We start from the raw sequence: 25,558 nt of genomic DNA on the forward strand, positions 1-25,558 counted from the left end.
GATTGGGCCGGATATGGTATATCCTTGCTTCATGGAGAAAGGAAGGCTGCCGCGCATTCTGATTCTGACTGCAGGGTACGGGGAAGGGCACCATTCCGCGGCCCGAGGCGTGCGGGATGCGCTGGCGGGACGCGCGGAAGTCCGCGTGACGGACCTGTGCGCGGAGGCCATGCCCGGCATGTTCCGCGTGACGCGCGCCGCGTACCTCTGGATCATTTCCCGCACTCCGCGCCTCTGGAAGCTGATGTATGAGGTGAGCGACAGGCGCAACCTGGCGGAGAAGCCCGTCAAGGGGCTGGGCCCGGTGGAACATCTGCTGGAACGCCTGCTGCGGGAATGGAAGCCGGACGCCGTTGTCTCCACGTACATGGTGTATCCTTACATGCTGGATTCGCTGGCGGCCCGTACCGGGAAGGCCGTGCCGTACCTGACCGTCGTGACGGACTCCTGCGTGATCAACAAGTCCTGGCTGTGTTCGGAATCCCCGCTGTGGGCCGTAACGGATCCCTGGACGCGGGAAATCATGATGGAAAAGGGCCTTCCGCCGGACAGGCTGCGCGTGACGGGATTTCCCGTCAATCCCGGCCTGGGCGCGCTGGCGCGGGAGCATCCCGTTTCCTGGAGGGAGGGGGAGCCGTTCCGCGTGCTTTACTTTGCCCAGCGTTCCGCGCGGCATGCCCGCGCGGAGCTGGAAGCCATGCTGGAGGCGGACCCCGCCATCAGCGTGACCTGCATTCTGGGGCGCCGGTTCAGGCGCATTTACCCCCATATACGGGAGTTGCGCGCCAGGTACGGGCGCAGGCTGACGGTGCGCGGCTGGACGCGCCGCGTGCCCTCCTACCTTTCAGCCAGCCATGTGGTGGTGGGGAAGGCCGGGGGAGCCACGGTGCATGAGGTGCTGGCGGCCGCGCGGCCCATGCTGGTCAACTTCCTTCTTCCGGGCCAGGAAGAGGGCAACGCGCGCCTGCTGGAAAAGCTGGGCGGCGGACGCCATGTTCCGGATGCACGCGCCTTGGCCTCTGCCCTGGCGGGGATGATGGCGGACGGCGGCGCGCCATGGCGGCGCATGCATGAAAATTTATTGAAGGCCAATATGACCGGAGGAAGCGGGCGGATAGCGGATTTGGTCTTGAAACTGGCGCAGGAACGTACTAACTGATTCCCGTGACCTATCTGCTGATTGACAATTCCAACACGCGCACCAAGTTCGTGCTTTCCACGCCGGACGCCCTGCTGCCGGAACGGTACATGATTCCCACCCGGGAGGTGAGCGAGGAACGGCTGGATGAAGTGCTTTCCGGCGTGCGTTATGATGCCGCCGTGGTGTGCTCCGTGGTGCCGCGCGTGGCGGAAGCGCTGAAAAACTGGATGGTCAGGCCGTGCCACTTCCTCTCCTGTGATTCCAGGCTGAACGTGGGCATTGACTATCCGCACCCGCGCCAGATAGGCGCTGACAGGCTGGCGAATGCCGTAGGCGCGGTGGCGTATTACGGGTACCCGTGCGTTGTGGTGGACTTCGGCACCGCGGTGACCTTTGACGTGATCGGCCCCGAATGCACGTACAAGGGCGGCGTGATCGCTCCGGGGCTTGCCAGCATGGGGGATTATCTGGCGCGCAATACCGCGCTCCTTCCCGCCATTGACCCCCAGGAGCCTTCCCGCGTCATCGGAACCAGCACGGTGGAGGCCATGCAGTCCGGCGCCGTGTACGGCTACCGGGGGCTGGTGAAGGAAATCCTGGCCCGGCTGGAAGGGGAGCTGGGCGTCCGGCCCGCCGTGGTGGCTACGGGAGGGGATGCCGCGCTGATCGCCAGGGGCGTGGAGCGCATTGACCGCGTGGACCCGGATATTACGCTGAACGGGCTGCGCATGGCCGCCTCCCTGAATCTTTGAAGAACGGGCAATGGACTGGACAGGAGTTCATTACTTCCGGAAAAACGGCCGGATGACACGTAAAAACTCACAAATAGGTGTTGCAAATTGCGTATACCCCATGTAGTATTCATGAACCTTAACAATAAATATCATGTCTGACAACAGCATCGAAGAAAAAGTAAGAAGTATCATCGTTGACCAACTTGGCGTTGAATCCGATAAAGTGACTGCTGATGCGAAATTCATCGAGGATCTCGGTGCTGATTCGCTGGATACCGTTGAACTCGTGATGGCTTTCGAAGAAAACTTTGACATTGAAGTGCCCGACGAAGAAGCTGAAAAGCTCCAGTCCGTTGCCGACGTGGTTGCCTACATCGAAAAGGTTCAGGGTTAAGTTGAACTGCTAAAATCCTTTATTACAAGAGCGGCTTCCCTGTCCAAGGCAAGGAAGCCGCTTTTTTATGGAAAGCCCCCAGCTTTCTTCTCTTATGAATGACCTGCCCGCCTTCTCCCGTGACGATATCCGCTATGCGGCGGAGATGACCCGGGTGATTTATGAACCGGACCGCCGTATTGACACCTTTGGAGATACTCGGTTCAATTTCCTTCTCATCAGCGAGCTGATGGATGAAGCGGGCGTGGTGCGCGTACGCAGCGGCTGGGTGGAGGCGGAGAAGCCCAAGATCATCAAGCCTTCCATTTACAATGAAGTCAGTACGGAGGGTTTTTCCGGTGAAGCCAAACGCTTCTTTGACTGGCTTGCCAAAAATGGCCCGGGTTTCATGACGCTGCTGGAATACGGTTTCAGCTTCAAGAGGTCGGAGGTGAGGGAGGAAATTCTGCATGAACCCCTTGAGTCCGTGCGCGGGCGCCTGCTGGACCAGGTGCGCAACGGGGAGGATACATTCATGGCCCTTATTGAGGGGGTGGATGACGCATGGGAGGTCTCCCTCTTGAAATTCACTGTGGAAATGATACAAAAATCCCATGAGATCAATATCTTTGACTTCAAGCGCAAGGGCCTTCTTTAGCCTGCTGGCGGCGGCCTTCTGCGCCCAGGGAGCTTTGGCGGACGGAGAGAACTATTCCCTCTGGCCTCGCCGTCCGGAAGCCCTGGCGGAGGCGCGCCGCCTGATGGACCGCGGCACGCTGCCCCAGGCTCTGGAACTGCTCCAGCCCCTGGCGGAGCAGGGAGGCGTGGTGGGGCGCGAGGCCAAGGATCTCATCGGCAGCCTGCGCATCCGCCAGTTGCTGGACCCCAACGGTCCGGACGTGAAGAAATACACTGTCCGGAGGGGGGATTCCTGGATACGCATGGTCAGGAAGCTGGAATGTTCCCAGGCCATGCTGATGCATCTCAACGGCCTGATGGACATTCCCGTTCTGCATGCGGGGGACGTGTTCAAGTACCGTCCGCTGAATTTCCATGTGGTGGTCAACGTCCCGGAAAAAGAGGTCTGCCTTTACGACGGCAAGAATTTTGTGAAGGGGTACCCCATTCTGGCCATGAGGGATGGCGGGAAAAAGAATGTGGAAACCGCCGTCAAGGAGGACCAGGCCTCCGTCTCCATTTACAGCAAGCAGTTCCCCTCTGCGGATAAAACGTTGCTGCTGTCGGCGGGCGGGTATGTCATTGACGCCTCCCGCGGCGCGCCCCGTTCACCGGGCTTTTATTTAAGCCGGCAGGATTGTAATGAACTGGCCATGCTGACCCGTGCGGGCACCAGGGTGACCATTCTCAGGGAGAAGGGAGCGCAGCAGCAGTGAGACTGGTCATTCAGCGCGTTACGGAGGCCGCCGTGCACATCGGCGGCGTGTGCGCCGGGAGCACTGGGCCCGGCCTGCTGATTCTGGCGGGCATTGAAGAGGCGGATACGGAAGAGGATGTGTGCTGGCTTGCCAAAAAGGCGGCGGATATGCGCATTTTTTCCGATGCGGAGGGGAAGATGAACCTTTCCGCAAGGGAGACGGGCGGAAGCGCGCTGGTGGTGAGCCAGTTTACGCTGTACGCCTCCACCCGGAAGGGGAACAGACCTTCCTTCATCCGGGCCGCAAGGCCTGAGCACGCCATTCCGCTGTATGAGCTGTTCAAGGAGGAACTGGCGGATTTGCTGGAAGGCCGGGTGCAGAGCGGGGAGTTTGGCGCGGACATGCAGGTTTCCCTGGTCAACGACGGGCCGGTAACCATTTTCATGGACTCCCGGAGCAGGGAGTGAAGGGGAGGGGCTTCATGGCCAAAATAAAAACCCGGAGCTGCCAGGTTATTCATCCTTTAATATGGAATCTTAAAACGCCATCCTCAGCTGTATATTACCGGAAATGCCTTCCCTCTTTCCGGCGTACCCCTTTACGCCCAGATCCAGGAACACCGGTTTCTCCTCTGTCACCCGGAACACCACGCCCGCTTCCAGGGTTCCCGTTCCCCCCTCAGGCTCGGCGCCATTATCTCATTTCCGTACGTTACGGCACGGGACGTTCCGCTGCACTCCCATTCATACCCCACACCCGCATACGGGCGTACTGTGGGTGCGGCTTCATAATGGAACCTCGCCCCTCCCTGGAGACGGTGGGAATCCAGCGTGTGGAATGTTATCTCATCCCCGCCGATAATGGCCCGCTCCTTTCCCACGCGGTTCCACAGGAACCGTGCATAGCCGGTCATGGAAACGGTGCGTGTGAGATTACGGGAAAACGTCACTCCGGCATGGGCTCCGTAATACGGGGAGGAAAGATCATAGCGGGCTCCATTCCCGACTCCATCGGTGAGGTCGCCACTGGAAAAATCCTCCTCCACGGAACCGGTACGGAAAGAAACCTCCAGAGCCACACCGCGAAGACCGGCGTTGCTCATATCCCAGCGTGCTAGCAGACCGCCGCCATGATAGGAGGAATCCCCGGAACCTCGCACGGAGGGAGCGTCTTCAAAGGAATCATGGGTGGAATATTTCCCCCAGCCGGTTTCCAGGAAAGCGCCCAGCACGAGGGGCGTTGCCTCCGGTATGGAAGAGGAAACCCCAGCCAGGGCGGAAAACCCTGAAAGATCCACATGGGAGCCGGTATCGTAGTGGGAATGGCCGCCGGCCATGGCGAAGAAGGTTTCCGGCCGGGTGGTGCAGCTGCCGCTCATGGCGGCCAGGGCGGCATTGTTGACACCAAGGGAGGCGACAAGATCGGCCGCCTGGCTGGTCAGGGCGAGGGGGACGATGCGTCCCTCGGAAAGAGCCTTGGCCTGGGGGTTGAGGGAGGAGGAAACAACAGTGGCATTGACGAGGTTGCCGTCAATGGAATAGAGGAGTTCATACTGCATGGCGACGCCGGAAATGGAGGAGTTTTCCAGCGTAAGGCCGTTGGCGTTGAAATCAACGCCGTCGTTGGCACGGATGAGAGAGAATGATTGTCCCGGAGCGACGTTGCCCCAATTGCCAACGGAGATGGAAAGAGAAGCGCCCTTGAGGGTAGTTTCATTCCCATGAAGGATGATGACGGGAGCGTCATCACCGGGATTCGGGAGAGAGGAAATGAAGAGGACAACACGCTCGAAGTTGCAGAAGTTGCCGACGTTGCCGGAGAAGTTGTCCAGAATGAGCGTGTTGTCGGTAACGACCTTGGATTTGTCATTGGAGTGACCTCCGTAAATGATGGAGTTTTCGGAGAATTGGATGGAAGAACCTTTCAATGTAACAGAGTTGCCTGTCACGTCTCCGGCCAGGGAAAAACCGCCGAGCACAAGATTTTCTATCTTTCCTCCCGAGATGGTGACAGAATTGCCCGTTACAGAACCGGAGGAAGAAAAACCGCCTTGTACATAACCTTTTATCACTCCCCCCGAGACGGTGATGGAGTTGTTGGCCGCCACGCTGGTAGCAGAATAACCGCCACTCACACCAGTTTCCGTTATCTCACCTCCCGAGACGGTGACAGAATTGCCCATCACGGAGAAGTTCTCAGAATAACCGCCATCCACGCCACCTACCCTTATCGTCCCACCTGAGATGGTGACAGAGTTATTCATCACATTTTCCCGAATGGAGATATCATTGCCAAACACAAAAGTGATGGCATCCCCTCCATCATTGATAAAGACTTCGTTCCCCGAGGCGCTGCCTTCCGGAAATAGGCTGTTGGGCCAATAAGAGCCACCGTCACCATTTGGGCGTGTCGGCTTCAGTTCGTCTCCCGGATAAACAATGGTTTTGCCAAGGCCGGATACAGCTCCCCCAGCCGTTGTTCCGAGGATGATCATACAGATAATGTTGGTTAAGCAGGTACACTTCATGTTTTTTTGATTTTATTTGAAATAAAAGAACCCATTATGAACTGCAGAATAATTAACGGATTATCAGTCCGTTTGAAAATAAAGGCCCGGGAAAACCCGTAAATTCAGCTACTTACGGGGCTGGATAAAAATGCTTCCCGGCTTGAATAAAAATCCAGAACACCTCAAAGGTTACATTGTTAGAACCTTTGATTGACAGCGGACTGATAATCCGCCGGGATAGGGATATGAAGCAAATTCCGGAACCCGAAACGGTCCGAATGCAGGTGGAAAGAATGTGTTTCCGGAATAGAGGAGGAGATGGGCTTTAGGAGAGACGGCGGTCTTCCATGTTGCCGTAACACTTGATTTCCTTGCCACGAGACAATGGGGAAATAGTTATCCGGTATTTCATCATTGGCTCAAGCAGGGCACTTGCCATGAAAAAAGCTCCCGGCAGCCAATGAGGCAGCCGGGAGCTTGTGTGTGGTGTTTGAAATGAAGGACCGCTTAGTAGGCCAAGCCTTCCTTGGTGTTGGCCACGATGAAGTCGCGGTTGAGGCGGGCGATGTTGTCCACGCTCACGCCCTTGGGGCAGGCGGCTTCACATTCATACTGGTTCGTGCAGTTGCCGAATCCTTCCGCTTCCATCTGCTTCATCATGGACAGGACGCGCTTGGTGCGTTCCGGCTGTCCCTGCGGCAGCAGATTGAGGTGGGCGATCTTGGCGGACGTGAACAGCATGGCGGAGGCGTTCTTGCAGGAGGCCACACAGGCGCCGCAGCCGATGCAGGCGGCGGCGTCAAAGGCGGCTTCAGCCTTCACTTTTTCCACGGCGATGTTGTTGGCGTTCGGCGCGGAGCCGGTGCGCACGTCAATGTAGCCGCCGGCGGCGATGATGCGGTCCAGGGCGGAGCGGTCCACCATGAGGTCCCGCAGGATCGGGAAGGCCTTCGCGCGGAAGGGTTCGATCCAGACGGTATCGCCGTCCTTGAACTTGCGCATGTGGAGCTGGCAGGTGGTCACCTGGCGTTCCGGGCCGTGGGGGATGCCGTTGATCGTCAGGGAGCACATGCCGCAGATGCCTTCCCGGCAGTCATGGTCAAAGTGGATCGGCTCCTTGCCTTCCTTGACCAGGTCTTCATTGACGATGTCCAGCATTTCCAGGAAGGAGGCGTCTTCCGGAATGTCCTTGGCGGCATAAGTCTCAATGCGGCCCTTGGCTTCCCGGTTTTCCTGGCGCCAGACCTTGAGAGTGAGATTGAGTGTTTTAGCCATGTTATGATCTTTCTTTTACGTGTTGGTGTATTGGCTATGTTTACTTGTAGCTGCGGATGGCAAGGTGCACGTTCTCGAAGGTCAGCGGTTCCTTGTGAAGAATCGGCAGGCTGTCCACCCCGGTGTATTCCCAGGCGGCCACGTAGGCGTATTCTTCGTCGTTGCGCTTGGCTTCGCCGTCCGGCAGCTGGTATTCCACGCGGAAGTGGGCGCCGCAGGATTCCTCGCGGTTCAGGGCGTCATAGCAGAGCAGCTGGGCGAATTCCAGGAAGTCCGCCACGCGGCAGGCCTTTTCCAGTTCCGCATTGATGCCTTCCGCTGTGCCGGTCACGCGCACGTTTTCCCAGAATTCCTTGCGGAGCTGGGGGATGCGTTCAATGGCGTTCATCAGGCTTTCCCGCGTACGGGCCATGCCGCAGTCTTCCCACATGATGAGGCCCAGTTCCCGGTGGAAGGAGTCCACGGTCTTGGTGCCCTTCACGTTCAGGAGCTTGTTGATGCGTTCCTTCACCTCGTCTTCCGCGGCCTTGAATTCCGGGGAGGCGTTGGTGACGGAGCCGGGCTTGATGGTCGTCAGGTACGCGGGCAGGGTGGCGGGAATGACGAAGTATCCGTCAGACAGGCCCTGCATCAGGGCGGAGGCGCCCAGGCGGTTGGCGCCGTGGTCGGAGAAGTTGGCTTCACCGAGGACGTGCAGGCCCTTTACGTTGGACATGAGGTTGTAGTCCACCCACAGGCCGCCCATCGTGTAGTGGGAGGCGGGATAGATCATCATGGGCGTTTCATGGGGATCGTCGTCCGTGATTTCCTCGTACATGTCGAAGAGGTTGCCGTACTGGCCGTCAATCCATTCGCGGCCCATGCGTTTGATTTCATCCGCAAAGTCCAGGAAGACGCCCTTGCCGGTGATGGCCACGCCGCGGCCGTCGTCGCAGGCTTCCTTGGCGGCGCGGGAGGAGATGTCACGCGGAGCCAGGTTGCCGAAGGAGGGGTACTTGCGTTCCAGGTAGTAGTCGCGTTCTTCTTCGGGAACGTCGGAAGGCTTGATTTCCTTCTTGCGGATTTTTTCCGCGGTTTCACGGGACTTGGGCACCCAGATGCGGCCGCTGTTGCGGAGGGATTCCGACATCAGCGTGAGCTTGGACTGGTAGTCCCCCTTCACCGGAATGCAGGTGGGGTGGATCTGCGTGAAGCAGGGGTTGGCAAAGAAGGCGCCGCGCTTGTAGGCCTTGTAGGCGGCGGTGACGTTGCAGCCCATCGCATTGGTGGACAGGAAGAACACGTTGCCGTAGCCGCCCGTGCAGATCAGGACGGTGTCCCCGGCGTAGGACTGGATTTCACCGGTGACTAGGTTGCGGGTGACGATGCCCCTGGCTTCGCCGTCCACCAGCACCACGTCCATCATTTCATGGCGGGAGAACATTTCAATGTGCCCCTTGGCCACTTCCTTTTCCAGGGCCTGGTAGGCGCCCAGAAGGAGCTGCTGGCCCGTCTGGCCGCGTGCGTAGAAGGTGCGCTTGAGCTGGGCGCCGCCGAAGGAGCGGTTGTCCAGCAGGCCGCCGTATTCACGGCCAAAGGGGACGCCCTGGGCCACGCACTGGTCAATGATGTTGGAGGAGACTTCAGCCAGGCGGTAGACGTTGGCTTCACGGGCGCGGAAGTCGCCGCCCTTCACGGTGTCATAGAACAGGCGGTAGACGGAGTCGCCGTCGTTCTGGTAGTTCTTGGCCGCGTTAATGCCGCCCTGGGCCGCAATGGAGTGGGCGCGGCGGGGGCTGTCCTGGTAGCAGAAGCACTTGACGTTGTAGCCAAGCTCGGCAAGCGTGGCGGCGGCGGAGGCGCCGGCCAGGCCGGACCCTACCACGAGCACCGTGTATTTGCGCTTGTTGTTCGGGTTGATCAGTTTGGACTCAAGCTTGTACTTGGACCATTTGTCCTGAATCGGGCCGGAGGGAATCTTGGCATCCGGCATCCAGTCGCTTACGGGAAAATTAATCATGACTTTGAGAGGAGTTGATGGTTATTTGATGACGCCCAGAAGAACCGCGACCGGCACGGAAATGAAGCCCAGGCAGATCACTGCGCCGTACGCGATGGCGAGAAAGTTGTAGAAGGGCCGGATTTTGCGGGAATCAGCGCCCACCGTCTGGAAGATGGACTGCACGCCGTGGCGCAGGTGGCTGAACAGCATCAGGATGGCCAGGATGTAGAACGCGGAGCACCATACATTGGAGAACCCGGCCACGATCATCTTGTACACGTCAAAGGTTTCCACCTTGCCGTCGGAAATGAAGGCGGTGTACTGGGAGGGATCATAACCCACGCGCAGGGTGTACTGGTACAGGTGGTAGATCAGGAACACCAGGATAGTCAGGCCGGTGTAGATCATGTAGCGGGAGGAGAGCGTAGCCTTGATCGTGTTCTTGAACACGTAGGGTTCGCGGGCGGCGTGGTTTTCCAGCTTCAGCTGGATGGTCAGCCAGATGTGGATGATGAAGATCACCGCAAGGCCCAGGCGGATGCCCCAGAGGGCGGCTTCCGGCATGGAGTGCAGGCCGTGGGCGTAAGTGTTGATCCATTCAGGTCCCCCGAAGATGAGAAGGTTGCCTGCCAGGTGTCCCGCGAGGAACAAGACCAAACATAACCCCGTCAGCGCCACAATGATTTTGCGGCCGATGGAGGATGTCACGAATGTACATATGGTTTTTACTAGTGCATTCATAGGCGCTCTAATGAAATAAATGCGTCTCCACAGGATGCCCGGTTCAAAACCGGATGGCAAGCCTCTTCTTGAATTCCCGGCGCTTTTTGGATTTTTGAAAAGGCCCGGAAAGACATTGCAGTTCACTAGTTTGGAATAGTTATAATTTTGTTACCTGTTCCGGCTTGACGCGCCTTTCCGCATGGGCGTATCGTCAGGGCATGAAAAGGAGTAAAAAAGAAGTGCTGGATGCGGATTTTGCGGCGGCGCGCGCCGGAGTGCTGGATGTGGCCGCGTTTCTGGACCGTGTGGACCGCGGAGAAGGGGAGGCGGATTTCCGCTTCCGCGCCCTGATGGAGGTGCTCCCGCTCCTGTCCGCGCCGGGTTCCGGCCGCGTGCGCGCCGTTCTGGAAGCCCTTTCCTACACGGATGACGCCGTGCCGGAAACCGCCGCCGCCAAGGCGGCCTGCGGCGCCCCGAACCTCAACAAATAAGAATCATGGCTTTCATTGAACCTCACATACACATGGTGTGCCGCACCACGGACGAATACCGGGCCATGGCGCAGGCGGGCTGCCTGGCGGTAGGGGAACCGGCGTTCTGGGCCGGCTATGACCGTTCCTCCGCGGACGGTTTCCGGGATTACTTCGTGCAGCTTACGGAATGTGAACCGGCCCGGGCCGCCAAGTTCGGCCTGGACCATTACACCTGGCTGTGCATCAACCCCAAGGAGGCGCAGGACGTGGCCTTTGCCCGGGAGGTGATGCAGCTCATTCCGGAGTTCATTGACCGTCCCAATGTCCTCGGCATCGGGGAGATAGGGCTGAACCGGAACACCACCCACGAGATGACTATTTTTGAAGAGCATCTGGACCTGGCCATACGCCTGCACCAGCTTGTCCTGATCCACACCCCCCATCTGGAAGACAAGCTGAAGGGGACCAGGATGATTCTTTCCGCCCTGAAAAACCGTCCGGAGCTGGACCCGGGCCGCGTTCTGGTGGACCACTGTGAGGAACATACCTTCCCGCTGGTGAGGGAGGCCGACTACTGGGCCGGGCTGACCCTTTACCCCACCAGCAAGCTGAATCCCAAGCGCGCGGCGGATATTCTGGAAATATACGGAATGGACCGTGTTTGGGCCAATTCCGCCGCGGACTGGGGGGATTCCGATCCTCTGGCGCTGACGGCCCTGGCCTGTGAGCTGTACAAACGGGGATTTTCCCGGCAGGAAGCGGAAAACCTTCTTGTGGGCAATCCGGAAGCGTTCATGGGGCAGTCCCCGAAGTTCCGGAAAGTTTCCTCCCGCTAGCTCCGTTCATGGCGGGGGATGGCGCTGCGGCTCCTAATCCCCGTCCGGAAAAAATACGGTGAAGATGGCTCCCAGGATGACCGCCGCGTCATCCAGGAGGCCCAGCTTGCCGATACCGTCAAACAGGAATTCGTCCGGAGTCAGGATGTAGGCTGTCGCAATGGCGAGCAGCCATATATTCCGCTTGTTGAAAAAATGCGGCTCTCCCTTTTTGCCTTTGAAGTACCGGAAAAGGCGCAGGAGCAGTTGTTGTTTCTGGAGGTTCATGGTCGGGGCATGGGGGTGCAGGTTAAACCGTTTTCCCTGTCAGGCGGAAGGAGCAGCTTTAAAAGGGCATTTTTCCCGGAACGGAGCTGCCCGGGCTGTGCCGGTTTGCGCATGGGGGACTGTTGCAAGGATGGGATACGCCGCCTGCAGAGGGAAGATGGTTTTTCCTGCCTCCGGTTCCGGCTGTTCCGGCGTGGGGAAAAAGGATTTGTGCGGAAGATGGGGCGGCATGGGGGAGCCTGGGAAACATTCCCGGCGGGGAAAAGGCCTGGACAGCGTTTTTCCGGAGAAGGATATTTCTCCCGTGCGGGATTTGCCAGGGAGGGCAGGGAAAGGTAGCCGCCCCCGGCAGAGTAGCCGCGCCGCGCGGATGCGGAAAGGGCTGCCCCACGGAGTCGTGAGGCAGCCCTGAAAGAAAAACGGAGGTGCGGTGTAGTTTTATGCCCTGCGGCGGCGCATCATCAGCGCAGCCAGCCCCAGCAGGCCCAGCGTGGCCGTGGCGGGTTCCGGCACGCTGGCGATTTCACTCATCAACTGGCCGATCTGTTCCTGGGAAAGGGCGGAGTCATGAACATAAAGCTGTTCAATGGCATCGGCCAGCCCGGCGTTAATCAGAATCTGGGTGATGTCCACTCCGCCGAATTTCAGGCCGCTGGCAGTGTGGTAGGTGTCGCTGTTCCCCACGTAAATGCGCGTGCCCTGCTCTCCGGTAACTACGGAAATAGTGAGCTTTCCTTCGGAACCCAGGGGAGAAGAAGTGGGACCGCCGCTGTAGGCGCCGTTGTTCCATAAGCCCTGGAGGGCGCCGGAGGTATTGATGCCCACGCCCCAGCTTGTGCTGCCGCCCTTGGCGTTGAACAGGGCCGTGAAAGCGTCCGGAGCGGTGATCCTGGACAAATCCAGAACCATGGTCACGGTCATGTTGTTGCGCGTGTTGCCTCCGGAAACGGGCTGGCTGAAGGTCGTGCCGGACATCACCAGATTGCCTCCGTCAGTGGTGATGGCAACGGAATCCTTCTGAGTGCCGAAATCCGCCAGGCGTGAGGCAAAATCGGAATACCCGACAATGGAACTGTCCAGAAGCGTGGTAGCCGCGGTAGCGCTCAGGCTCATGCCGGTTGCAAGCATCAAGATGGATAGTATTTTCTTCATGATCAATGTTCTGGGGTGAATGGTGCGCATTCGCGTGCATAAGCAGGGGCTTCTGCGTAAATAGCTAAATAGCGGATTTGGAATCCGCAAACAATTAGAAATATTAAGGGTTAATATATTGTATCCATAATTCATTGAAAATAATTAATTTTTGATGCCTCTGGTTCTTTTATCAACGTGGCGGAGCGGCCCTTGTTATTCATTGATTTCCCTATTGGTTTGTCCTCTTTTTCATATTTGCCGGATTCCAAATCCGGATTCCAAATCCGCTACAAAACCTAAAAGGAAGAGGACAATAGACATGAAGAAAACACTGATAATTTTAACCGCGCTCGGAACCTTCGCCGTTTCTTCTGAAGCCGCGACTGTTTTTAATTATTACACTCCCGGCACAGACAATTACAACAGCGCTATTCATGGGTTCTATCTGGGGCTGGATTCTTCCGCCCTGGCTCCCGTGGCCGGTTCCGGCTCTCCCGCCTCCCTGTCCGGAGATGTCAGGCTGGACAGTTTTACTCTGCGCGGCCCCTCCAGCACTACGGGCATTAACGTCACTTACGGTTTTCTGGTGCTGAATGCTTCCGACAATTCGGTCATCGGCCTGAGCACCAATATGGGGACCTCCGGCAACGGAGTCAATCTGACGTTCAATTTCTCCGCCGTGGATGGTTCCTCCCTGATTCTTGACGCCGGCACGACGTACCGCTACCTGACCGTAAGCCAGGCCGTGATGGACATCATCAACGGAGATACGTCAAAAACGTATTTGTATGCTGCGGGTGGGACAGGCGCCCCCACTTCCTCCACGGATGGGGATACTGTAACCATCAGCAACGGACTGACGGCTCCCGGCATCCGCGGCCATCATGACAGCGCGGGGGCTCCCGCTGATTCCATTGTCATCACAGGTGCTAACGGAACCAATACCTTCAACCAGTTATCCCCCATTTTTACGGAAATCCGCGGTGAGGTGGTTCCGGAACCCGCTACGGCCACGCTGGGCCTGCTGGGTCTGGCTGCGTTGCTGATGCGCCGCCGCAGGGCCTGAGCCCTGATGACAGGCAATTGACGGGTAAGGGCTGTTCTTATGGAACGGCCCTTATTTTTTACTCCCGGAGAGGGGAAGGGCGGTAGCTTCACATAACGGCCCCTCATGCCGGCAGGGCATCTTCCAGCAATTTACAGGCCCGGAGCGCCTCCGCATACATATTACGCGCCGTCCTGAGGCCCGGCGTTTCCGCGGGTACGAACCCGTGGCGTGAACAGTAGTATGGGCCCGTAGAGCAGAATGGCGCGGAACCCCGTTTCACGCGCCTGTTTCCTGGCTTGGCTGATCATTGTTCTCCAATTCCCCGGCGCCGGTGCTCCGGAAGAACGGAAATGGGGCTCATGCCCAGCGCCTTGCATTTCTTCCCGCCGTCTGTCCTGATAGCGGATTTACAGGGACGATGTTTCCGGCAACGCGGCCGCCGTGGACGGCAACTGCATCCCGTTCCGGGATGAAGGAGGGGCTGCGGCGCGTAACATGGAGCAGGTAATGCCATTGCAGCCGGGGGAATAAGGATTCCGGAACGCTTCCCGCGTGACGTTTTCCGTCCGGCATAGTCTCTGCAGGCTGTTCCGTTCCTAATTCAATAGCCATGAAAGAGTTTTTTACGGCTCCCCCTTGGAGAAGTTCCAGAGGCGGTGCATGGTGATGACGTCCGGAATGTTCAGGGGGCGCACCACGCGGAAGCCGATCATGCCGCCGTCCGTCAGGTACCAGATGCTTTTGGGGTTCTGGGGGTCCTGCCGGTTCCAGGCCGGGGAGCTGGCGCGGCGCGCGGCGCTCCGCAGTCCCTCCGGGTCATCTTCCCACGAACCCCCGCGAACGGCGTGGGGAGCCTTGGGCGTGATGACCAGGGGGTCTTTCACGGGTTGGCCGTTCCGCCTGGCGTAAGTATCCGGCATGTAGGAATCCAGAACCCATTCCGACACGTTTCCGTGCATATCCCGGAGTCCCCACGCGTTTGGCTTTTTGGTTCCTGTTTTCTGGTAGCGGTCGTTGGAATTGTCCCAGTACCAGGCGTACTGGTCCAGGGGGCCCTCTCCGTTTCCGTAGGAATAGGCGCCGGGGTTCCCCGCACGGCAGGCGTATTCCCATTCCGCCTCCGTGGGCAGGCGGTAGTAGTGCCCGGTCTGGGCGCTCAGCCATTCGCAGAATTTGCTGGCGGCATGGTGGGACATGGAGATGGCGGGCATGCCGTGTTCATAACCGTGGCCCATGCCCAAGTTCATGGCGGTGTACGGGGCCGTGGGCTGCGTAACGGAATCCCACAGTTCATCGTCCGGCTGTTCTTCCAGAAGCTGGCCGTCCCTGGCGCGGGGGCGTCCGTTTTCCATAAAAGCCGTATACAACTCCCACGGAATTTCCATCTCCGATATCCAGAAGGGGGAGACGGCCACCTCATGCCGGGGGCCTTCATCCGGCTTGCGGCCCGGTTCCTCCGCAGGGCTTCCCATCAGGAAAGTTCCCCCCGGAATAGCGATCATGCGCAGGGAGGCCCCCGCCGCGGGCACGGCTTCCGTGTAGGATTCAAAGCGGACCGGAGTTCCGGAGGCTTCAATGAGCTGGTGGATCTGGCGCGTGGTCCCCACCAGCTCCCGGGAAGGGAGGTCCTCCGGAATGGGGAGGGCGGGGCCTGCGGCACGGTCCAGTTCACGTTTTTGGAGGGCGGAGCGGCTTTCTCCCCACTGCCGCGCGCTGGTAATGCGCGCGGCATCTTCCGTGGCCGGCCGGGGGGAATTGCCGTCCCGGCACCCGGTCAGCAGGGCGCTTCCCCCCAGAAAGCAGGAAACAAGGAAAATGCCGCGCATGGGATGGTGGTGGGCCGGGGCCTTACATCGTCATGCCCCCGTCACAGGCGATGACCTGCCCGGTGATGTAGCGGGCATCGTCAGAGGCGAGGAAGGCCGTCAGGGCGGCGATGTCTTCCACGGAGCCCTGTTCCTTCAAGGGGATTTTCTTGACGATTTCTTCCTTGAGGTTGTCCGGAATGGCGTTGGACATTTCCGTGGAAATGAAGCCGGGGGCGATGGCGTTGCACGTCACCTTGCGCGGCGCGAATTCCAGGGCCAGGGATTTGCTGAAGCCAATCAGCCCGGCCTTGGAGGCGGCGTAGTTGGCCTGCCCGATGTTGCCCACGAGGCCGATGACGGAACTCATGTTGATGATGCGTCCGGCGGGGGATTTCATCAGCACGCGCTGCAGGGCCTTCACCGTATTGAACGCGCTTTTCAGGTTGGTATCCATGACGGCGTCCCAGTCTTCCTCCTTCATGCGGAGCATGAGGGAATCACGGGTGATGCCGGCGTTGTTCACCAGGATGTCGATCTGCGGAAAATCCTTCAGGATGGCGGAGACGGTCTCCTGAACGGCGGCGTAATCCGCCACGTCGCAGGGATAGGCCTTGCAGGAGTCCGGGAATTCCTTGTTGATTTCTTCTGCGGCTCCTCCGCAGCTGGACGGGCTGCGGCTGATTAGGATGACTTTGGCTCCTTCCGAAGCGAAGCGGCGGGCGATGGCATTGCCGATGCCGCGGCCTGCCCCGGTAACGATGGCTGTTTTACCTGCTAACTTTTGCATGCTGCCCACAGTAAACCCGTTTTTCACGGTTCCGGCAAGCTTGAAATGGGAAACGGAGCGCCGGACCCCGCACATGGAAAAAGCAGTCCCGGGAGATGGCCCGGAATGGGATAAGGCTATTCGCCGTCCCTTGTTTCCCCGGGAGCGGGGGCGTCTTCATCCGGTTCCACGAGTTCACTGAATTCATCCGAGTTTTCAAGGATGTCCTTCAGCGCGGCAGAACCGTAATAGCGGGCTTCCAGCAGCCGCTTGCCTTCCTTCTCGCAGCGTTCGCTCAGCCTGTCCATCCGTTCCTCCATTTTTTCTGACAGGGCGTCCATTTTTTCCTTTTCCGCCTCGCTCAATTTCTCCCGGAAGTCCATGAGACGCTGAATGTCTTTCTGAATGCCTTGCAGCTTCTTGACGGCCTTGTCTCCGCTTTCCTTGTCCTGTACGGCAGCCAGCGTCTGCTGGACGTCAATGGCTACGGAAAAGGCCTGGTTGAGGAGGGAATCCGCTGAAGGAGTTTTTTCCGCCTGGGCCGAGGGCGCGGGGGAGGCCGCCGGGGCAGCCGTTTCACCAAAGGCGAGCGGAACTCCGGCCATCAGGGCGGAAGCCAGAACAGGGAGAAGGAAAGTCTTCATCCTGCCTTTTTAAGGCAGGATGAAACCCAAGGCAAGGAGAAAAGGATGCCTGAAAAGGGGGTGACGGTTATTCCGCCGTGATGCCGCCCTTCTCGTCGTCCAGAATGCCTGATTTTTCCAGGTAATAATCATAGCCGCCCGCGTAGGCGGTGATGGTTCCGCGGTTCACGTGCAGGGTTTTCTCCGCCAGGGAGCGGATGAAGTGCACGTCGTGGGAGATGAACACCAGGGTCCCTTCATAATGCTTCAGGGCCTGGACCAGGGCTTCCACGGACAGGAGGTCCAGGTGCGTGGTCGGTTCATCCATCAGCAGGAGGTTGGGCGGGTCCACCAGGAACTTGACCAGGCTGAGGCGTGATTTTTCACCGCCGGAGAGCACGCTCACGCGTTTTTCCACGTCCAGCCTCCGGAACAGGAAGGAGCCCAGGATGGAACGGGCCTCTTCCTCGCGGATTTCAGCGTTGCACTTCATGATCTCCTCCAGCACGGTGTTTTCCGGGTTCAGGTTTTCCGTACGGGCCTGGGAGAAGTAACCGATGCGCGTGGTGGTGCCGGGAGTGCGTTTGCCGGAGTCAATGGGGATAATGCCAGCCAGGATTTTCAGCAGGGTGGATTTGCCCGCGCCGTTGGGGCCCACCAGCACGGTGCGTTCTCCGCGTTCCACCAGAAGGTCCAGGTTTTCATAAACCCTGTGGTCGCCGTAGGACTGGCTGATTTTTTCCAGCTCCATGACCTTCTGAGTGCTGCGCGGCGGCTGGGGAAAGTTGAATTTGAATACCTTCCTGCGCGCCACGGGTTTCTGGATGACCTTCATCTTTTCCAGCTGCTTGATGCGGCTCTGCACCTGGCCGGCCTTGGAGTTGATGGAACGGAAGCGGTCGATGAATTCCTGAATGTGCGCGATTTCCTTCTGCTGGTTGCGGTAGGCGGCCTGAAGCTGTTCAAAGCGCAGGTCCCGCTGTTTCAGGAAGTCCGAGTAGTTGCCGCGGTATTCCACCAGTTCCTCGTTGTCGATGTCGTACACGTTCTCCACCAGTTCATCCATGAAATCCCGGTCGTGGGAAATCATCAGGATGGCGCCGGGGTAGTTTTTCAGGTAGCGCTGGAACCACAGCAAGGAAAGGAGGTCCAGGTGGTTGGTCGGTTCGTCCAGCATCAGGAGGTCCGGTTCCAGGACCAGAAGTTTGGCCAGGTACGCGCGCATGATCCAGCCGCCGGACATTTCCCGTGCCGGGCGGTGGAAGTCGCTTTCACGGAAGGCCAGCCCCTTGAGGATTTTCTTGGCCTTGGGCTCCAGCTGGTAGCCGTTGGCTGCATTGAACGTGTCAATGGCTTCCGCGTACTCCGGCGTGTCCGTCTTGTTGGCGTTTTCAGCCGTACGGATGACGTGGATGGCCCGTTCCATCTCCGGCGTGATACCCATGGCTATTTCCAGCACGGTTTCATCCTTCGGTTCGCTGGCTTCCTGCGGAAGATAGCCCACCATGGCATATTCATCCATGTTGATGGTGCCTTCGTCCGGCGTGTCCTCTCCCAGAATCATGCGGAACAGGGTGGATTTGCCTGCGCCGTTGGGGCCTACCAGGGCGACACGTTCCCCCCAGTTAATGGTCATTTCCGTTTCCCTGAACAGGGTGCGTCCTGCGTGTGATTTCGTGAGCTTTTTGATCGTCAGCATGGTGAAGAAGGGCGGCATTCTACCGGGCCGGAAAGGGGAAGGCAAGAGCCGTCAGGGCGTCAGCGGGCATTTTTGAAAGCTTTACTGGATTTTTACACGCAATCTGCTAGCCTTGACGCGCTATGCCGACCATGCAGACATTCAGGCTTTTGCTTGCCGCCGCCCTTCTGTGCGGGTGGAGTTCCTGCTGTACTCCCCCGGATGAGGATTTTGTACAGAAACCTTACGTGCAGCGGCAGATGTCCGGCCTGGCCAATGACTTCCTGACCCTGCTTCCGCCGGAGAAAGCCGCCCTTCCCGCCGCGCGGGAGGAGGCCAAATGGCTGGCTGACACGGCCGTGGTCCAGTCCGCCGCCATCGCCCGGGAGAACAGGATTGTTCTGTTCGGCTGGCTGAACAACATCCTGGTTAACTCCAACGTGCGGGACCGCGGCCTCTGCTGGCAGGTCCAGCAGGATTTGTACCGTGACATGCGCCGCCGCCCCGTGAAGTATTTCCGGGTAGGCCTGACCATCCGCGACCGTGGAACGGGCAGGGAGCACAGTTGCGTGTACGTAAACGCGGCCGGCGGGGGATTGCAGGATTCCATCGTTCTGGACGCCTGGAAGAACTGCGGCCACCTGGTGGTGCTGAAGCAGAAGGACCGGGAAGGCAGGAAATGGGAGGAAGACTGGCGGGAGCCTTTCGTATCCAAGGCATTCCCGGAAGGTCATTCCTACGGGATGGACCATCACCTGGTCTGGCCCGGCTGGGCCAAGAAGCGCCCGATGCTGATCCAGAGGATGTTCCAGTCCAGCCAGCAGGAAGAGGCTAAGTCTGCCAGCCCTGCGGCGGACGGCGGCAAACAGGCTGGCGGTTCCGGCGCGCAGGCGGCCGTTTAAAAGGGTCGGAGTTGATGAATGGAGCCGCCCGCATGGCGGCAAGGAACGGCGTGCCCGGTAATTGTCCAGGTAACGCTATGCCCGTTTTTTACGGGAAATGCGGGTGAACCGGGAAACGACAGCTGAAAACCGGATTCAGGGCAAATAAAAACGCACTCAGTGCGTACACCGAGTGCGGATTAATTGGATGATTTGCTAATGTTGCAGGGCAAGCCCTGCTGCAAACTTACTTGCCCTTGGCCTGCACAACCGGAGCGGGAGCAGGAGCGGTGGTTTGCTGTTGCTGCTGCTGCTGGGAGCAAGAAGCAACCAGGCAAGCGGCGCCGGCGATGGCGAGGATAGCGATGTTCTTCATAATTCGAATTAAATACAGTGTTTGTTAACTACTGGAACCTCCGCATCCACGGAGGTTTGCTGGGACCAATGTAAATGGTGGCAAGTAGAAATCAAGAGATTTTCTTGTTCCATGTCACGGCATTACAGAAAAGAGCAGGACCCCCGGTTTCAGGAGCCCTGCTCTTTTTGAACCGTTATGGAAAACGGCCTGTTTTAAAACCGTTTTTTACGGTTATAATGTGGTGCCGAGTTCAATAATGGAGTAGTCACCGTCCGGACGGCGGTATACGATCTGGAGCACGTCACGGCGCGCATTCCTATAGAGCACGAAGGGCTTGTCGGAAAGTTCCAGTTCCATGATGGCTTCCTCCTTGTAAAGCTTCTTGAGATTGTAGCTTTCCCTGTGAATGAGCAGGGGTTCCGGGTCTTCCTTGGACTCTCCGGGATAATCCAGTACGGAATCGTCATACACCGTTTCATCCAGCTTGCGGATGGTTTCCTGGTGATGGGGGCGGTAATTTTTCATCAGGCGCGTTTTGTGCTTGCGCATGCGGCGCATGATTTTGGTGATCGTCTCATCAATGCAGGCGTACATGTCCGTCCCTTCCGTGGAAGCGTCAATGGTGATGTGGTCCGAGCAGAACAGGATCACCTGGGAAATCTTGCGGTCGCGTTGCACATCAAGCAATACTTTAACCTCCATAATGCGCGGGAAGTCCAGGCGGATCCCCTCAATCTTTTTCGTCACGAATTCCCGGATCGCGTCTGTGACTTCCACGTGACGGCCCGTGATCGTAATGGGTGTGTTTACGTTTACCTTTTGCATTGTCGTACCTCTTTCTAGTTGATGTTAATGCGCGGAACCCAGTCCGCACCTTTCAAGATATACTGATTTGACAATGTTTGTCGAGGAATCCTTTCTTTTTTTCCGTGTGCGGGGCAGGGGGGCTCTTTATGCCGCCCCGCGCTTGCGGAAGAGCGGCGCGCGCCCTACCTGTTGTGATCCAAGCCGCCGCAGGGGAAGTGCGTTTTCTCGCCGTCTTGCGCCGCCTCCGCAAAGCGTTCCCGGCTCTCTGTCATACGAGCGGCTGCTCAAAATTTTTTATATGAAAATACTTGACATATTGCTGGAATAAGTTAAAACAATCCCGCACTCCTCTACGGATGCCCTCTAAATCGCGGGATGGAGCAGCCAGGTAGCTCGTCAGGCTCATAACCTGAAGGTCACAGGTTCAAATCCTGTTCCCGTAACCATTTGAAAGCCCTGCAAGTCAAAAGCTTGCAGGGCTTTTTCGTGTCCGCGCTCCGTACACGCTGCGGAAGTCCATTAAGAAGGTCATCCTTGAAAGGGAGGCCGGAACGAACGGGTATTTCTGGGACTGATGGAATACCGGCGCGCCGTTACTTGCTTTCTTTGGCCTTGTGGCGATTACAGACAAAGAGTATGGTGTCGCAAGATAACCTGCACCATGGACGGCAAGATGAATGAAAACGGCCTCTGGCCGGCTTGAAACGATCGTTTGCCCTCCTTCCGTGTCGCCGTTCCGGCTGAATCATATCACATAAAACACTACAATAATGGGAAACTCAATTGACCATGGCATGTTCCGGAAGTCCGTTCTGCTGGCTTGCGGATTGTCCTTTTCCTTTTCCGGCCTGGCTCTTGCCGCATCAGGCGCACAGGCGCCGGAACAACAGGTCCAGGCTGTTGAAGGCGCCAGGAAAATCAATCCTGCCGCCGTGGAAGTGCTGCTTGGAAAAAATCAGCGGATGACGTTTGATTTCTACGGGGACAATGTTTTCCGGATTTTCCGGGACGACCAGGGCGGTATCATCCGGGACCCCAAGGCGGAACCGGAAGCTAAAATCCTGGTGGACAATCCGCGGAAACCGGTTTCCAGGCTGGACGTGGACCAGAAGGACGGCGTGGTCACCATCACCACCGGCAAGATCAGGATTGAAATAGACAAGAAAACCTCCCTGCTCAAGATCATCAACCTGAAGGACCATTCCGTGGTGGTGGAGCAGGCGTCCCCCGTCCTTTTTGAGAAGGGTAAAACCAGTTTTTCCCTGAAGGCGAATCCGGATGAGTATTTCTACGGAGGCGGCGTGCAGAACGGCCGCTTTTCCCACAAGGGGAAGGTGATTTCCATTGAAAACCAAAACAGCTGGACGGACGGCGGCGTGGCCTCCCCCACTCCCTTTTACTGGTCCACCAACGGCTACGGCGTCATGTGGCATACCTTCAAGAAGGGCCAGTATGACTTCGGTTCCAAGGAAAAGAACCTGGTCAACCTCCAGCATGATGAAAACTATCTGGACGTCTTTTTCATGGTCAATGACGGGGCCGTCAGCCTGCTGGGGGATTTCTACCAGCTTACCGGCACACCCGTGCTGCTGCCCAAGTTCGCCTTTTACCAGGGCCACCTGAACGCCTATAACCGTGACTATTGGAAGGAGGACGAGAAGGGCATCCTGTTTGAGGACGGCAAGCGGTACAAGGAAAGCCAGAAGGATAACGGCGGCACCAAGGAATCCCTGAACGGGGAAAAGGACAATTACCAGTTTTCCGCCCGGGCCGTAGTGGACCGCTACAAGGCCCATGACATGCCCCTGGGCTGGCTTCTGCCTAATGACGGCTACGGCGCCGGGTACGGGCAGACGGATACGCTGGACGGCAACATCGCGAATTTGAAGAGCCTGGCGGACTACGCCAAGAAGAACGGCGTGGAGATCGGCCTGTGGACGCAGTCCGACCTGCACCCCAAGCCGGAAATCAGCGCCCTGCTTCAGCGGGACATCGTGAAGGAAGTGCGGGACGCCGGAGTGCGCGTGCTGAAGACGGACGTCGCCTGGGTGGGCGCGGGTTATTCCTTCGGCCTGAACGGCATTACGGACGTAGCCCAGATCATGACCTACTACGGTAACAACAGCCGTCCGTTCATCATCTCCCTGGACGGCTGGGCCGGAACCCAGCGTTATGCGGGCATCTGGTCCGGCGACCAGACGGGCGGCGTCTGGGAATACATCCGTTTCCACATTCCCACTTACATCGGGTCCGGACTTTCCGGCCAGCCGAACATCTGTTCGGACATGGACGGCATTTTCGGCGGGAAGAACGCGGTGGTGAACACCCGTGATTTCCAGTGGAAGACCTTCACCCCCATGGAACTGAACATGGATGGCTGGGGGGCCAATGAAAAATATCCCCACGCCTTCGGCGAACCCTACACCTCCATCAACCGGTGGTACCTGAAGCTTAAATCGGAACTTCTCCCGTACGCGTACAGCATTGCGGAGGAAGCCGTTTCCGGAAAGCCCATGATCCGGGCCATGTTCCTGGAATACCCCAACCCCTATACCCTGGGGAAGGCCACGCAGTACCAGTTCATGTACGGGCCCTATTTCCTGGTGGCTCCCGTTTACCAGGAAACGCGGGCGGACAAGGAAGGGAATGACGTACGCCACGGTATTTACCTGCCCGAAGGCCAGTGGATCGACTACTTCACCGGGGATCTGTACGAGGGCGGCAAGATTTACAATGATTTTAACGCTCCCCTGTGGAAACTGCCCGTGTTCGTGAAAAACGGAGCGATCATTCCCATGGCGAATCCGAACAACAACGTTGCGGAAATCAACCCGGACCTGCGCATTTACGAGCTTTACCCGCACGGCCATACCTCTTTCTCCACGTATGACGACGACGGCGTGACGGAGGAATACCGGGCCGGCAAGGGCGTGCGCACCCTGGTGGAATCCAGGGTGGACGACAAGAACAACGCGACCGTCACCGTTCATCCGGCGGTGGGGGATTTCACGGGCTTCCAGAAGAAGAAGGCCACGGAGTTCCGCGTGAACGTGACGGAAAAGCCGTCCAGGGTTTCCGCCAGGGTGGGGGAAAATGAGGTCAACCTGGCGGAAGCGAATTCCAGGGATGATTTCAATTCCCGCGAAAACGTGTATTTTTATGACCAGGCTCCCAGCCTGAACAGGTTTGCGACGAAGGGAAGCGATTTTGAGAAGAAGGTGATTGCCAAAAACCCGCAACTGCTGGTGAAGCTGGCCGCGGCGGATATTACGGCTGCCCCCGCCGTGCTTTCCGTGGAGGGCTTCCGCTTTGAACCCGCTGAAAAATACCGTGTTTCTTCCGGCGCCCTGGCCGCTCCCGCGAATGCCAGAGTGACGGAGGAAAACGCGACCGCATACACCCTGACCCCCTCATGGGACGCCGTTCCGAATGCGGATTTCTATGAAATCGAGTTCGGCGGGATGCTGTACACCACCATCAAGGGCACGGAATTCCTGTTTGAGGATTTGGAGGCTGAAACGCCCTATTCCTTCAACGTGCGCGCCGTCAACAAGGACGGCCATTCCGCCTGGACGGCCATCAGCGCGAAGACCAAGGCCAACCCGCTTGAGTTCGCCATCCCGGGTATCGAAGGTGAAACGAGCGTGGAAAACCAGGGCAATTCCCTGACGAAGCTCTTTGACTTCAAGGAAAAGGACACGTGGCACACGAAGTACAATGAGAAGGCCGTGCCGTTTGACCTGGTTCTGGACCTGAAGACCATCAACAAGCTTGATAAGTTCCACTATGTTCCCCGTGAGGACGGCGGCAACGGAACGCTTCTGAAGGGCTCCGTTTCCTACAGCATGGACCGGGAAAACTGGACGAAGGCCGGAACGTTCCAGTGGGACAAGAATGGCGAAGTGAAGATCTTCAACTTCAAGGACGCCCCCACGGCCCGCTACATCAAGCTGAACGTCACGGAAGGCGTAGGCGACTACGGTTCCGGACGGGAAATCTACGTCTTCAAGGTTCCGGGCACGGAAAGCTACCTGCCGGGCGACATCAACAACGACGGCAAGATTGACCGGAACGACCTGACTTCCTACATCAACTACACGGGCTTGAGGAAGGGCGATTCCGACTTCGAGGGCTATATCAGCAACGGGGACATCAACAAGAATGGCCTCATTGACGCCTATGATATTTCCGTAGTGGCCACCCAGCTGGAGGACGAAACCGACCAGCCGCAGGAGGAAGCCGCGGCGAAGGATGAAGATGCCGAAAAGAAAGACGGCGATGAAGACAAGGAAAAGGCCGCCGCGAAGGACCAGAAGAAGGCCCATGTGGACGGGAAGCTGGTGCTCAGCGCCGACAAGAAGAAATACGCCAAGGGAGACGCCGTCAAGGTGACCGTGAAGGGCAGGAACCTCCGCATGGTGAATGCGCTGAGCTTCGCCCTCCCCTATAATCCGCAGGATCTGGAGTTTGTGGGCGTGGAGGTCAAGGGCATGAAGAAGATGGAGAACCTGACGAACGACAGGCTCCATACGAACGGGACCAAGGCCCTGTATCCCACCTTCGTCAACATTGGAGACAAGGAGCCCCTTGAAGGTTCCTCCGAGCTCTTTGTGCTGAAATTCAAGGCCCGCCGCGACGTGAAGTTCCAGCCGAAGCTTACGGACGGCATGGTGGTGGATAAAAAGCTGAATACCAAGAAACTGTAGCATGCTTCACTGATGCGGTCCCATGTTCCGGTTGAAAGAGCCGGCGCATGGGGCCGACATC

At 58.1% G+C, this 25,558-nt stretch carries 23 protein-coding genes and 1 tRNA gene; 12 read left to right on the top strand and 12 right to left on the bottom strand.

The features are described from left to right. Window positions 1–31 precede the first annotated feature (31 nt). The 6 genes from ABGM91_RS05480 (at window position 32) to dtd (ending at window position 4,091) form a co-directional block, all read left to right on the top strand. Window positions 32–1,159: a glycosyltransferase gene (locus tag ABGM91_RS05480; RefSeq protein WP_354834425.1), complete on the top strand. Its 1,128-nt coding sequence runs from the start codon at window positions 32–34 to the stop codon at window positions 1,157–1,159. 5 nt (window positions 1,160–1,164) lie between these two features. Beyond that, window positions 1,165–1,893, top strand: coding sequence for a type III pantothenate kinase (locus tag ABGM91_RS05485; protein WP_215429230.1), 729 nt, complete (start codon window positions 1,165–1,167; stop codon window positions 1,891–1,893). Window positions 1,894–2,026: 133 nt separating this feature from the next. Further along, on the top strand, window positions 2,027–2,269 hold the full coding sequence (locus ABGM91_RS05490) for an acyl carrier protein (protein ID WP_012420022.1): 243 nt from the start codon (window positions 2,027–2,029) through the stop codon (window positions 2,267–2,269). A gap of 94 nt (window positions 2,270–2,363) precedes the next feature. Beyond that, window positions 2,364–2,906, top strand: a complete 543-nt coding sequence (locus tag ABGM91_RS05495) for a hypothetical protein (protein WP_251841489.1) — start codon at window positions 2,364–2,366, stop codon at window positions 2,904–2,906. Next, a complete protein-coding gene (locus tag ABGM91_RS05500; RefSeq protein ID WP_354834433.1) occupies window positions 2,878–3,642 on the top strand; it encodes a LysM domain-containing protein in 765 nt (254 codons plus the stop codon). The genes ABGM91_RS05495 and ABGM91_RS05500 overlap by 29 nt, the downstream gene beginning before the upstream one ends. After that, window positions 3,639–4,091: a D-aminoacyl-tRNA deacylase gene (gene dtd / locus ABGM91_RS05505; RefSeq protein ID WP_354834436.1), complete on the top strand. Its 453-nt coding sequence runs from the start codon at window positions 3,639–3,641 to the stop codon at window positions 4,089–4,091. Before ABGM91_RS05500 ends, dtd begins: the two co-directional genes overlap by 4 nt. A 167-nt stretch (window positions 4,092–4,258) precedes the next feature. On the opposite strand, the gene ABGM91_RS05510 is transcribed toward dtd, so the two are convergent. The 4 genes from ABGM91_RS05510 to ABGM91_RS05525 form a co-directional block, all read right to left on the bottom strand. Beyond that, window positions 4,259–5,758, bottom strand: a complete 1,500-nt coding sequence (locus tag ABGM91_RS05510; protein ID WP_354834439.1) for a hypothetical protein — start codon at window positions 5,756–5,758, stop codon at window positions 4,259–4,261. Between the two features lie 882 nt (window positions 5,759–6,640). Further along, window positions 6,641–7,408, bottom strand: coding sequence for a succinate dehydrogenase/fumarate reductase iron-sulfur subunit (locus ABGM91_RS05515; protein ID WP_354834442.1), 768 nt, complete (start codon window positions 7,406–7,408; stop codon window positions 6,641–6,643). 40 nt (window positions 7,409–7,448) lie between these two features. Next, a complete protein-coding gene (locus ABGM91_RS05520; RefSeq protein WP_354834444.1) occupies window positions 7,449–9,407 on the bottom strand; it encodes a fumarate reductase/succinate dehydrogenase flavoprotein subunit in 1,959 nt (652 codons plus the stop codon). A 21-nt stretch (window positions 9,408–9,428) separates the two neighbouring features. Beyond that, a complete protein-coding gene (locus tag ABGM91_RS05525; protein WP_290565491.1) occupies window positions 9,429–10,097 on the bottom strand; it encodes a succinate dehydrogenase cytochrome b subunit in 669 nt (222 codons plus the stop codon). Window positions 10,098–10,330: 233 nt separating this feature from the next. Between ABGM91_RS05525 and ABGM91_RS05530 the strand changes: the two genes are divergently transcribed. Both ABGM91_RS05530 and ABGM91_RS05535 read left to right on the top strand, forming a co-directional pair. Next, window positions 10,331–10,603, top strand: a complete 273-nt coding sequence (locus ABGM91_RS05530) for a hypothetical protein (RefSeq protein WP_354834448.1) — start codon at window positions 10,331–10,333, stop codon at window positions 10,601–10,603. Between the two features lie 5 nt (window positions 10,604–10,608). Next, entirely contained in the window at window positions 10,609–11,421 is an 813-nt protein-coding gene (locus ABGM91_RS05535) for a TatD family hydrolase (protein WP_354834450.1), read from the top strand. A gap of 33 nt (window positions 11,422–11,454) precedes the next feature. Here ABGM91_RS05535 and ABGM91_RS05540 read toward each other — a convergent pair whose 3' ends face one another. Together ABGM91_RS05540 and ABGM91_RS05545 are read right to left on the bottom strand one after the other, a co-directional pair. Further along, a complete protein-coding gene (locus ABGM91_RS05540) occupies window positions 11,455–11,688 on the bottom strand; it encodes a DUF1232 domain-containing protein (protein ID WP_290565493.1) in 234 nt (77 codons plus the stop codon). A gap of 438 nt (window positions 11,689–12,126) precedes the next feature. After that, on the bottom strand, window positions 12,127–12,840 hold the full coding sequence (locus tag ABGM91_RS05545; RefSeq protein ID WP_354834454.1) for a PEP-CTERM sorting domain-containing protein: 714 nt from the start codon (window positions 12,838–12,840) through the stop codon (window positions 12,127–12,129). A gap of 301 nt (window positions 12,841–13,141) precedes the next feature. Between ABGM91_RS05545 and ABGM91_RS05550 the strand changes: the two genes are divergently transcribed. After that, window positions 13,142–13,888, top strand: a complete 747-nt coding sequence (locus ABGM91_RS05550) for a PEP-CTERM sorting domain-containing protein (RefSeq protein WP_354834457.1) — start codon at window positions 13,142–13,144, stop codon at window positions 13,886–13,888. A 605-nt stretch (window positions 13,889–14,493) separates the two neighbouring features. Here the strand turns inward: ABGM91_RS05550 and ABGM91_RS05555 are convergent. The 4 genes from ABGM91_RS05555 to ABGM91_RS05570 form a co-directional block, all read right to left on the bottom strand. After that, window positions 14,494–15,696, bottom strand: coding sequence for an SUMF1/EgtB/PvdO family nonheme iron enzyme (locus ABGM91_RS05555; RefSeq protein WP_354834460.1), 1,203 nt, complete (start codon window positions 15,694–15,696; stop codon window positions 14,494–14,496). A gap of 22 nt (window positions 15,697–15,718) precedes the next feature. Next, window positions 15,719–16,465: a 3-oxoacyl-[acyl-carrier-protein] reductase gene (fabG, locus tag ABGM91_RS05560; RefSeq protein ID WP_354834463.1), complete on the bottom strand. Its 747-nt coding sequence runs from the start codon at window positions 16,463–16,465 to the stop codon at window positions 15,719–15,721. A gap of 116 nt (window positions 16,466–16,581) precedes the next feature. After that, window positions 16,582–17,088: a hypothetical protein gene (locus ABGM91_RS05565; protein ID WP_354834466.1), complete on the bottom strand. Its 507-nt coding sequence runs from the start codon at window positions 17,086–17,088 to the stop codon at window positions 16,582–16,584. A gap of 67 nt (window positions 17,089–17,155) precedes the next feature. After that, a complete protein-coding gene (locus ABGM91_RS05570; RefSeq protein WP_290565499.1) occupies window positions 17,156–18,766 on the bottom strand; it encodes an ABC-F family ATP-binding cassette domain-containing protein in 1,611 nt (536 codons plus the stop codon). A 131-nt stretch (window positions 18,767–18,897) separates the two neighbouring features. Between ABGM91_RS05570 and ABGM91_RS05575 the strand changes: the two genes are divergently transcribed. Continuing rightward, window positions 18,898–19,647: a hypothetical protein gene (locus ABGM91_RS05575; RefSeq protein WP_354834469.1), complete on the top strand. Its 750-nt coding sequence runs from the start codon at window positions 18,898–18,900 to the stop codon at window positions 19,645–19,647. A 226-nt stretch (window positions 19,648–19,873) separates the two neighbouring features. On the opposite strand, the gene ABGM91_RS05580 is transcribed toward ABGM91_RS05575, so the two are convergent. Both ABGM91_RS05580 and raiA read right to left on the bottom strand, forming a co-directional pair. Beyond that, on the bottom strand, window positions 19,874–20,002 hold the full coding sequence (locus ABGM91_RS05580) for a hypothetical protein (RefSeq protein ID WP_012420041.1): 129 nt from the start codon (window positions 20,000–20,002) through the stop codon (window positions 19,874–19,876). A 213-nt stretch (window positions 20,003–20,215) separates the two neighbouring features. Then, on the bottom strand, window positions 20,216–20,809 hold the full coding sequence (gene raiA / locus ABGM91_RS05585; protein ID WP_102715099.1) for a ribosome-associated translation inhibitor RaiA: 594 nt from the start codon (window positions 20,807–20,809) through the stop codon (window positions 20,216–20,218). A 351-nt stretch (window positions 20,810–21,160) separates the two neighbouring features. Between raiA and ABGM91_RS05590 the strand changes: the two genes are divergently transcribed. Beyond that, window positions 21,161–21,237 (top strand) — tRNA-Met (locus ABGM91_RS05590). Window positions 21,238–21,561: 324 nt separating this feature from the next. Then, entirely contained in the window at window positions 21,562–25,497 is a 3,936-nt protein-coding gene (locus tag ABGM91_RS05595) for a TIM-barrel domain-containing protein (RefSeq protein ID WP_354834474.1), read from the top strand. The last annotated feature ends 61 nt before the right edge of the window (window positions 25,498–25,558 follow it).

Source organism: Akkermansia muciniphila (assembly GCF_040616545.1).
GTDB lineage: Bacteria > Verrucomicrobiota > Verrucomicrobiia > Verrucomicrobiales > Akkermansiaceae > Akkermansia > Akkermansia muciniphila_E.

Coding starts and splice junctions, on each gene's coding strand:
- ABGM91_RS05545 (WP_354834454.1), bottom strand. CDS start 12,840: ATGAAGAAAATACTATCCATCTTGATGCTTGCAACCGGCATGAGCCTG.
- ABGM91_RS05580 (WP_012420041.1), bottom strand. CDS start 20,002: ATGAAGAACATCGCTATCCTCGCCATCGCCGGCGCCGCTTGCCTGGTT.
- ABGM91_RS05535 (WP_354834450.1), top strand. CDS start 10,609: ATGGCTTTCATTGAACCTCACATACACATGGTGTGCCGCACCACGGAC.
- ABGM91_RS05515 (WP_354834442.1), bottom strand. CDS start 7,408: ATGGCTAAAACACTCAATCTCACTCTCAAGGTCTGGCGCCAGGAAAAC.
- ABGM91_RS05555 (WP_354834460.1), bottom strand. CDS start 15,696: ATGCGCGGCATTTTCCTTGTTTCCTGCTTTCTGGGGGGAAGCGCCCTG.
- ABGM91_RS05530 (WP_354834448.1), top strand. CDS start 10,331: ATGAAAAGGAGTAAAAAAGAAGTGCTGGATGCGGATTTTGCGGCGGCG.
- ABGM91_RS05550 (WP_354834457.1), top strand. CDS start 13,142: ATGAAGAAAACACTGATAATTTTAACCGCGCTCGGAACCTTCGCCGTT.
- ABGM91_RS05570 (WP_290565499.1), bottom strand. CDS start 18,766: ATGCTGACGATCAAAAAGCTCACGAAATCACACGCAGGACGCACCCTG.
- ABGM91_RS05565 (WP_354834466.1), bottom strand. CDS start 17,088: ATGAAGACTTTCCTTCTCCCTGTTCTGGCTTCCGCCCTGATGGCCGGA.
- ABGM91_RS05520 (WP_354834444.1), bottom strand. CDS start 9,407: ATGATTAATTTTCCCGTAAGCGACTGGATGCCGGATGCCAAGATTCCC.
- ABGM91_RS05575 (WP_354834469.1), top strand. CDS start 18,898: ATGCAGACATTCAGGCTTTTGCTTGCCGCCGCCCTTCTGTGCGGGTGG.
- ABGM91_RS05595 (WP_354834474.1), top strand. CDS start 21,562: ATGGGAAACTCAATTGACCATGGCATGTTCCGGAAGTCCGTTCTGCTG.
- ABGM91_RS05495 (WP_251841489.1), top strand. CDS start 2,364: ATGAATGACCTGCCCGCCTTCTCCCGTGACGATATCCGCTATGCGGCG.
- raiA (WP_102715099.1), bottom strand. CDS start 20,809: ATGCAAAAGGTAAACGTAAACACACCCATTACGATCACGGGCCGTCAC.
- ABGM91_RS05480 (WP_354834425.1), top strand. CDS start 32: ATGGAGAAAGGAAGGCTGCCGCGCATTCTGATTCTGACTGCAGGGTAC.
- ABGM91_RS05540 (WP_290565493.1), bottom strand. CDS start 11,688: ATGAACCTCCAGAAACAACAACTGCTCCTGCGCCTTTTCCGGTACTTC.
- ABGM91_RS05490 (WP_012420022.1), top strand. CDS start 2,027: ATGTCTGACAACAGCATCGAAGAAAAAGTAAGAAGTATCATCGTTGAC.
- fabG (WP_354834463.1), bottom strand. CDS start 16,465: ATGCAAAAGTTAGCAGGTAAAACAGCCATCGTTACCGGGGCAGGCCGC.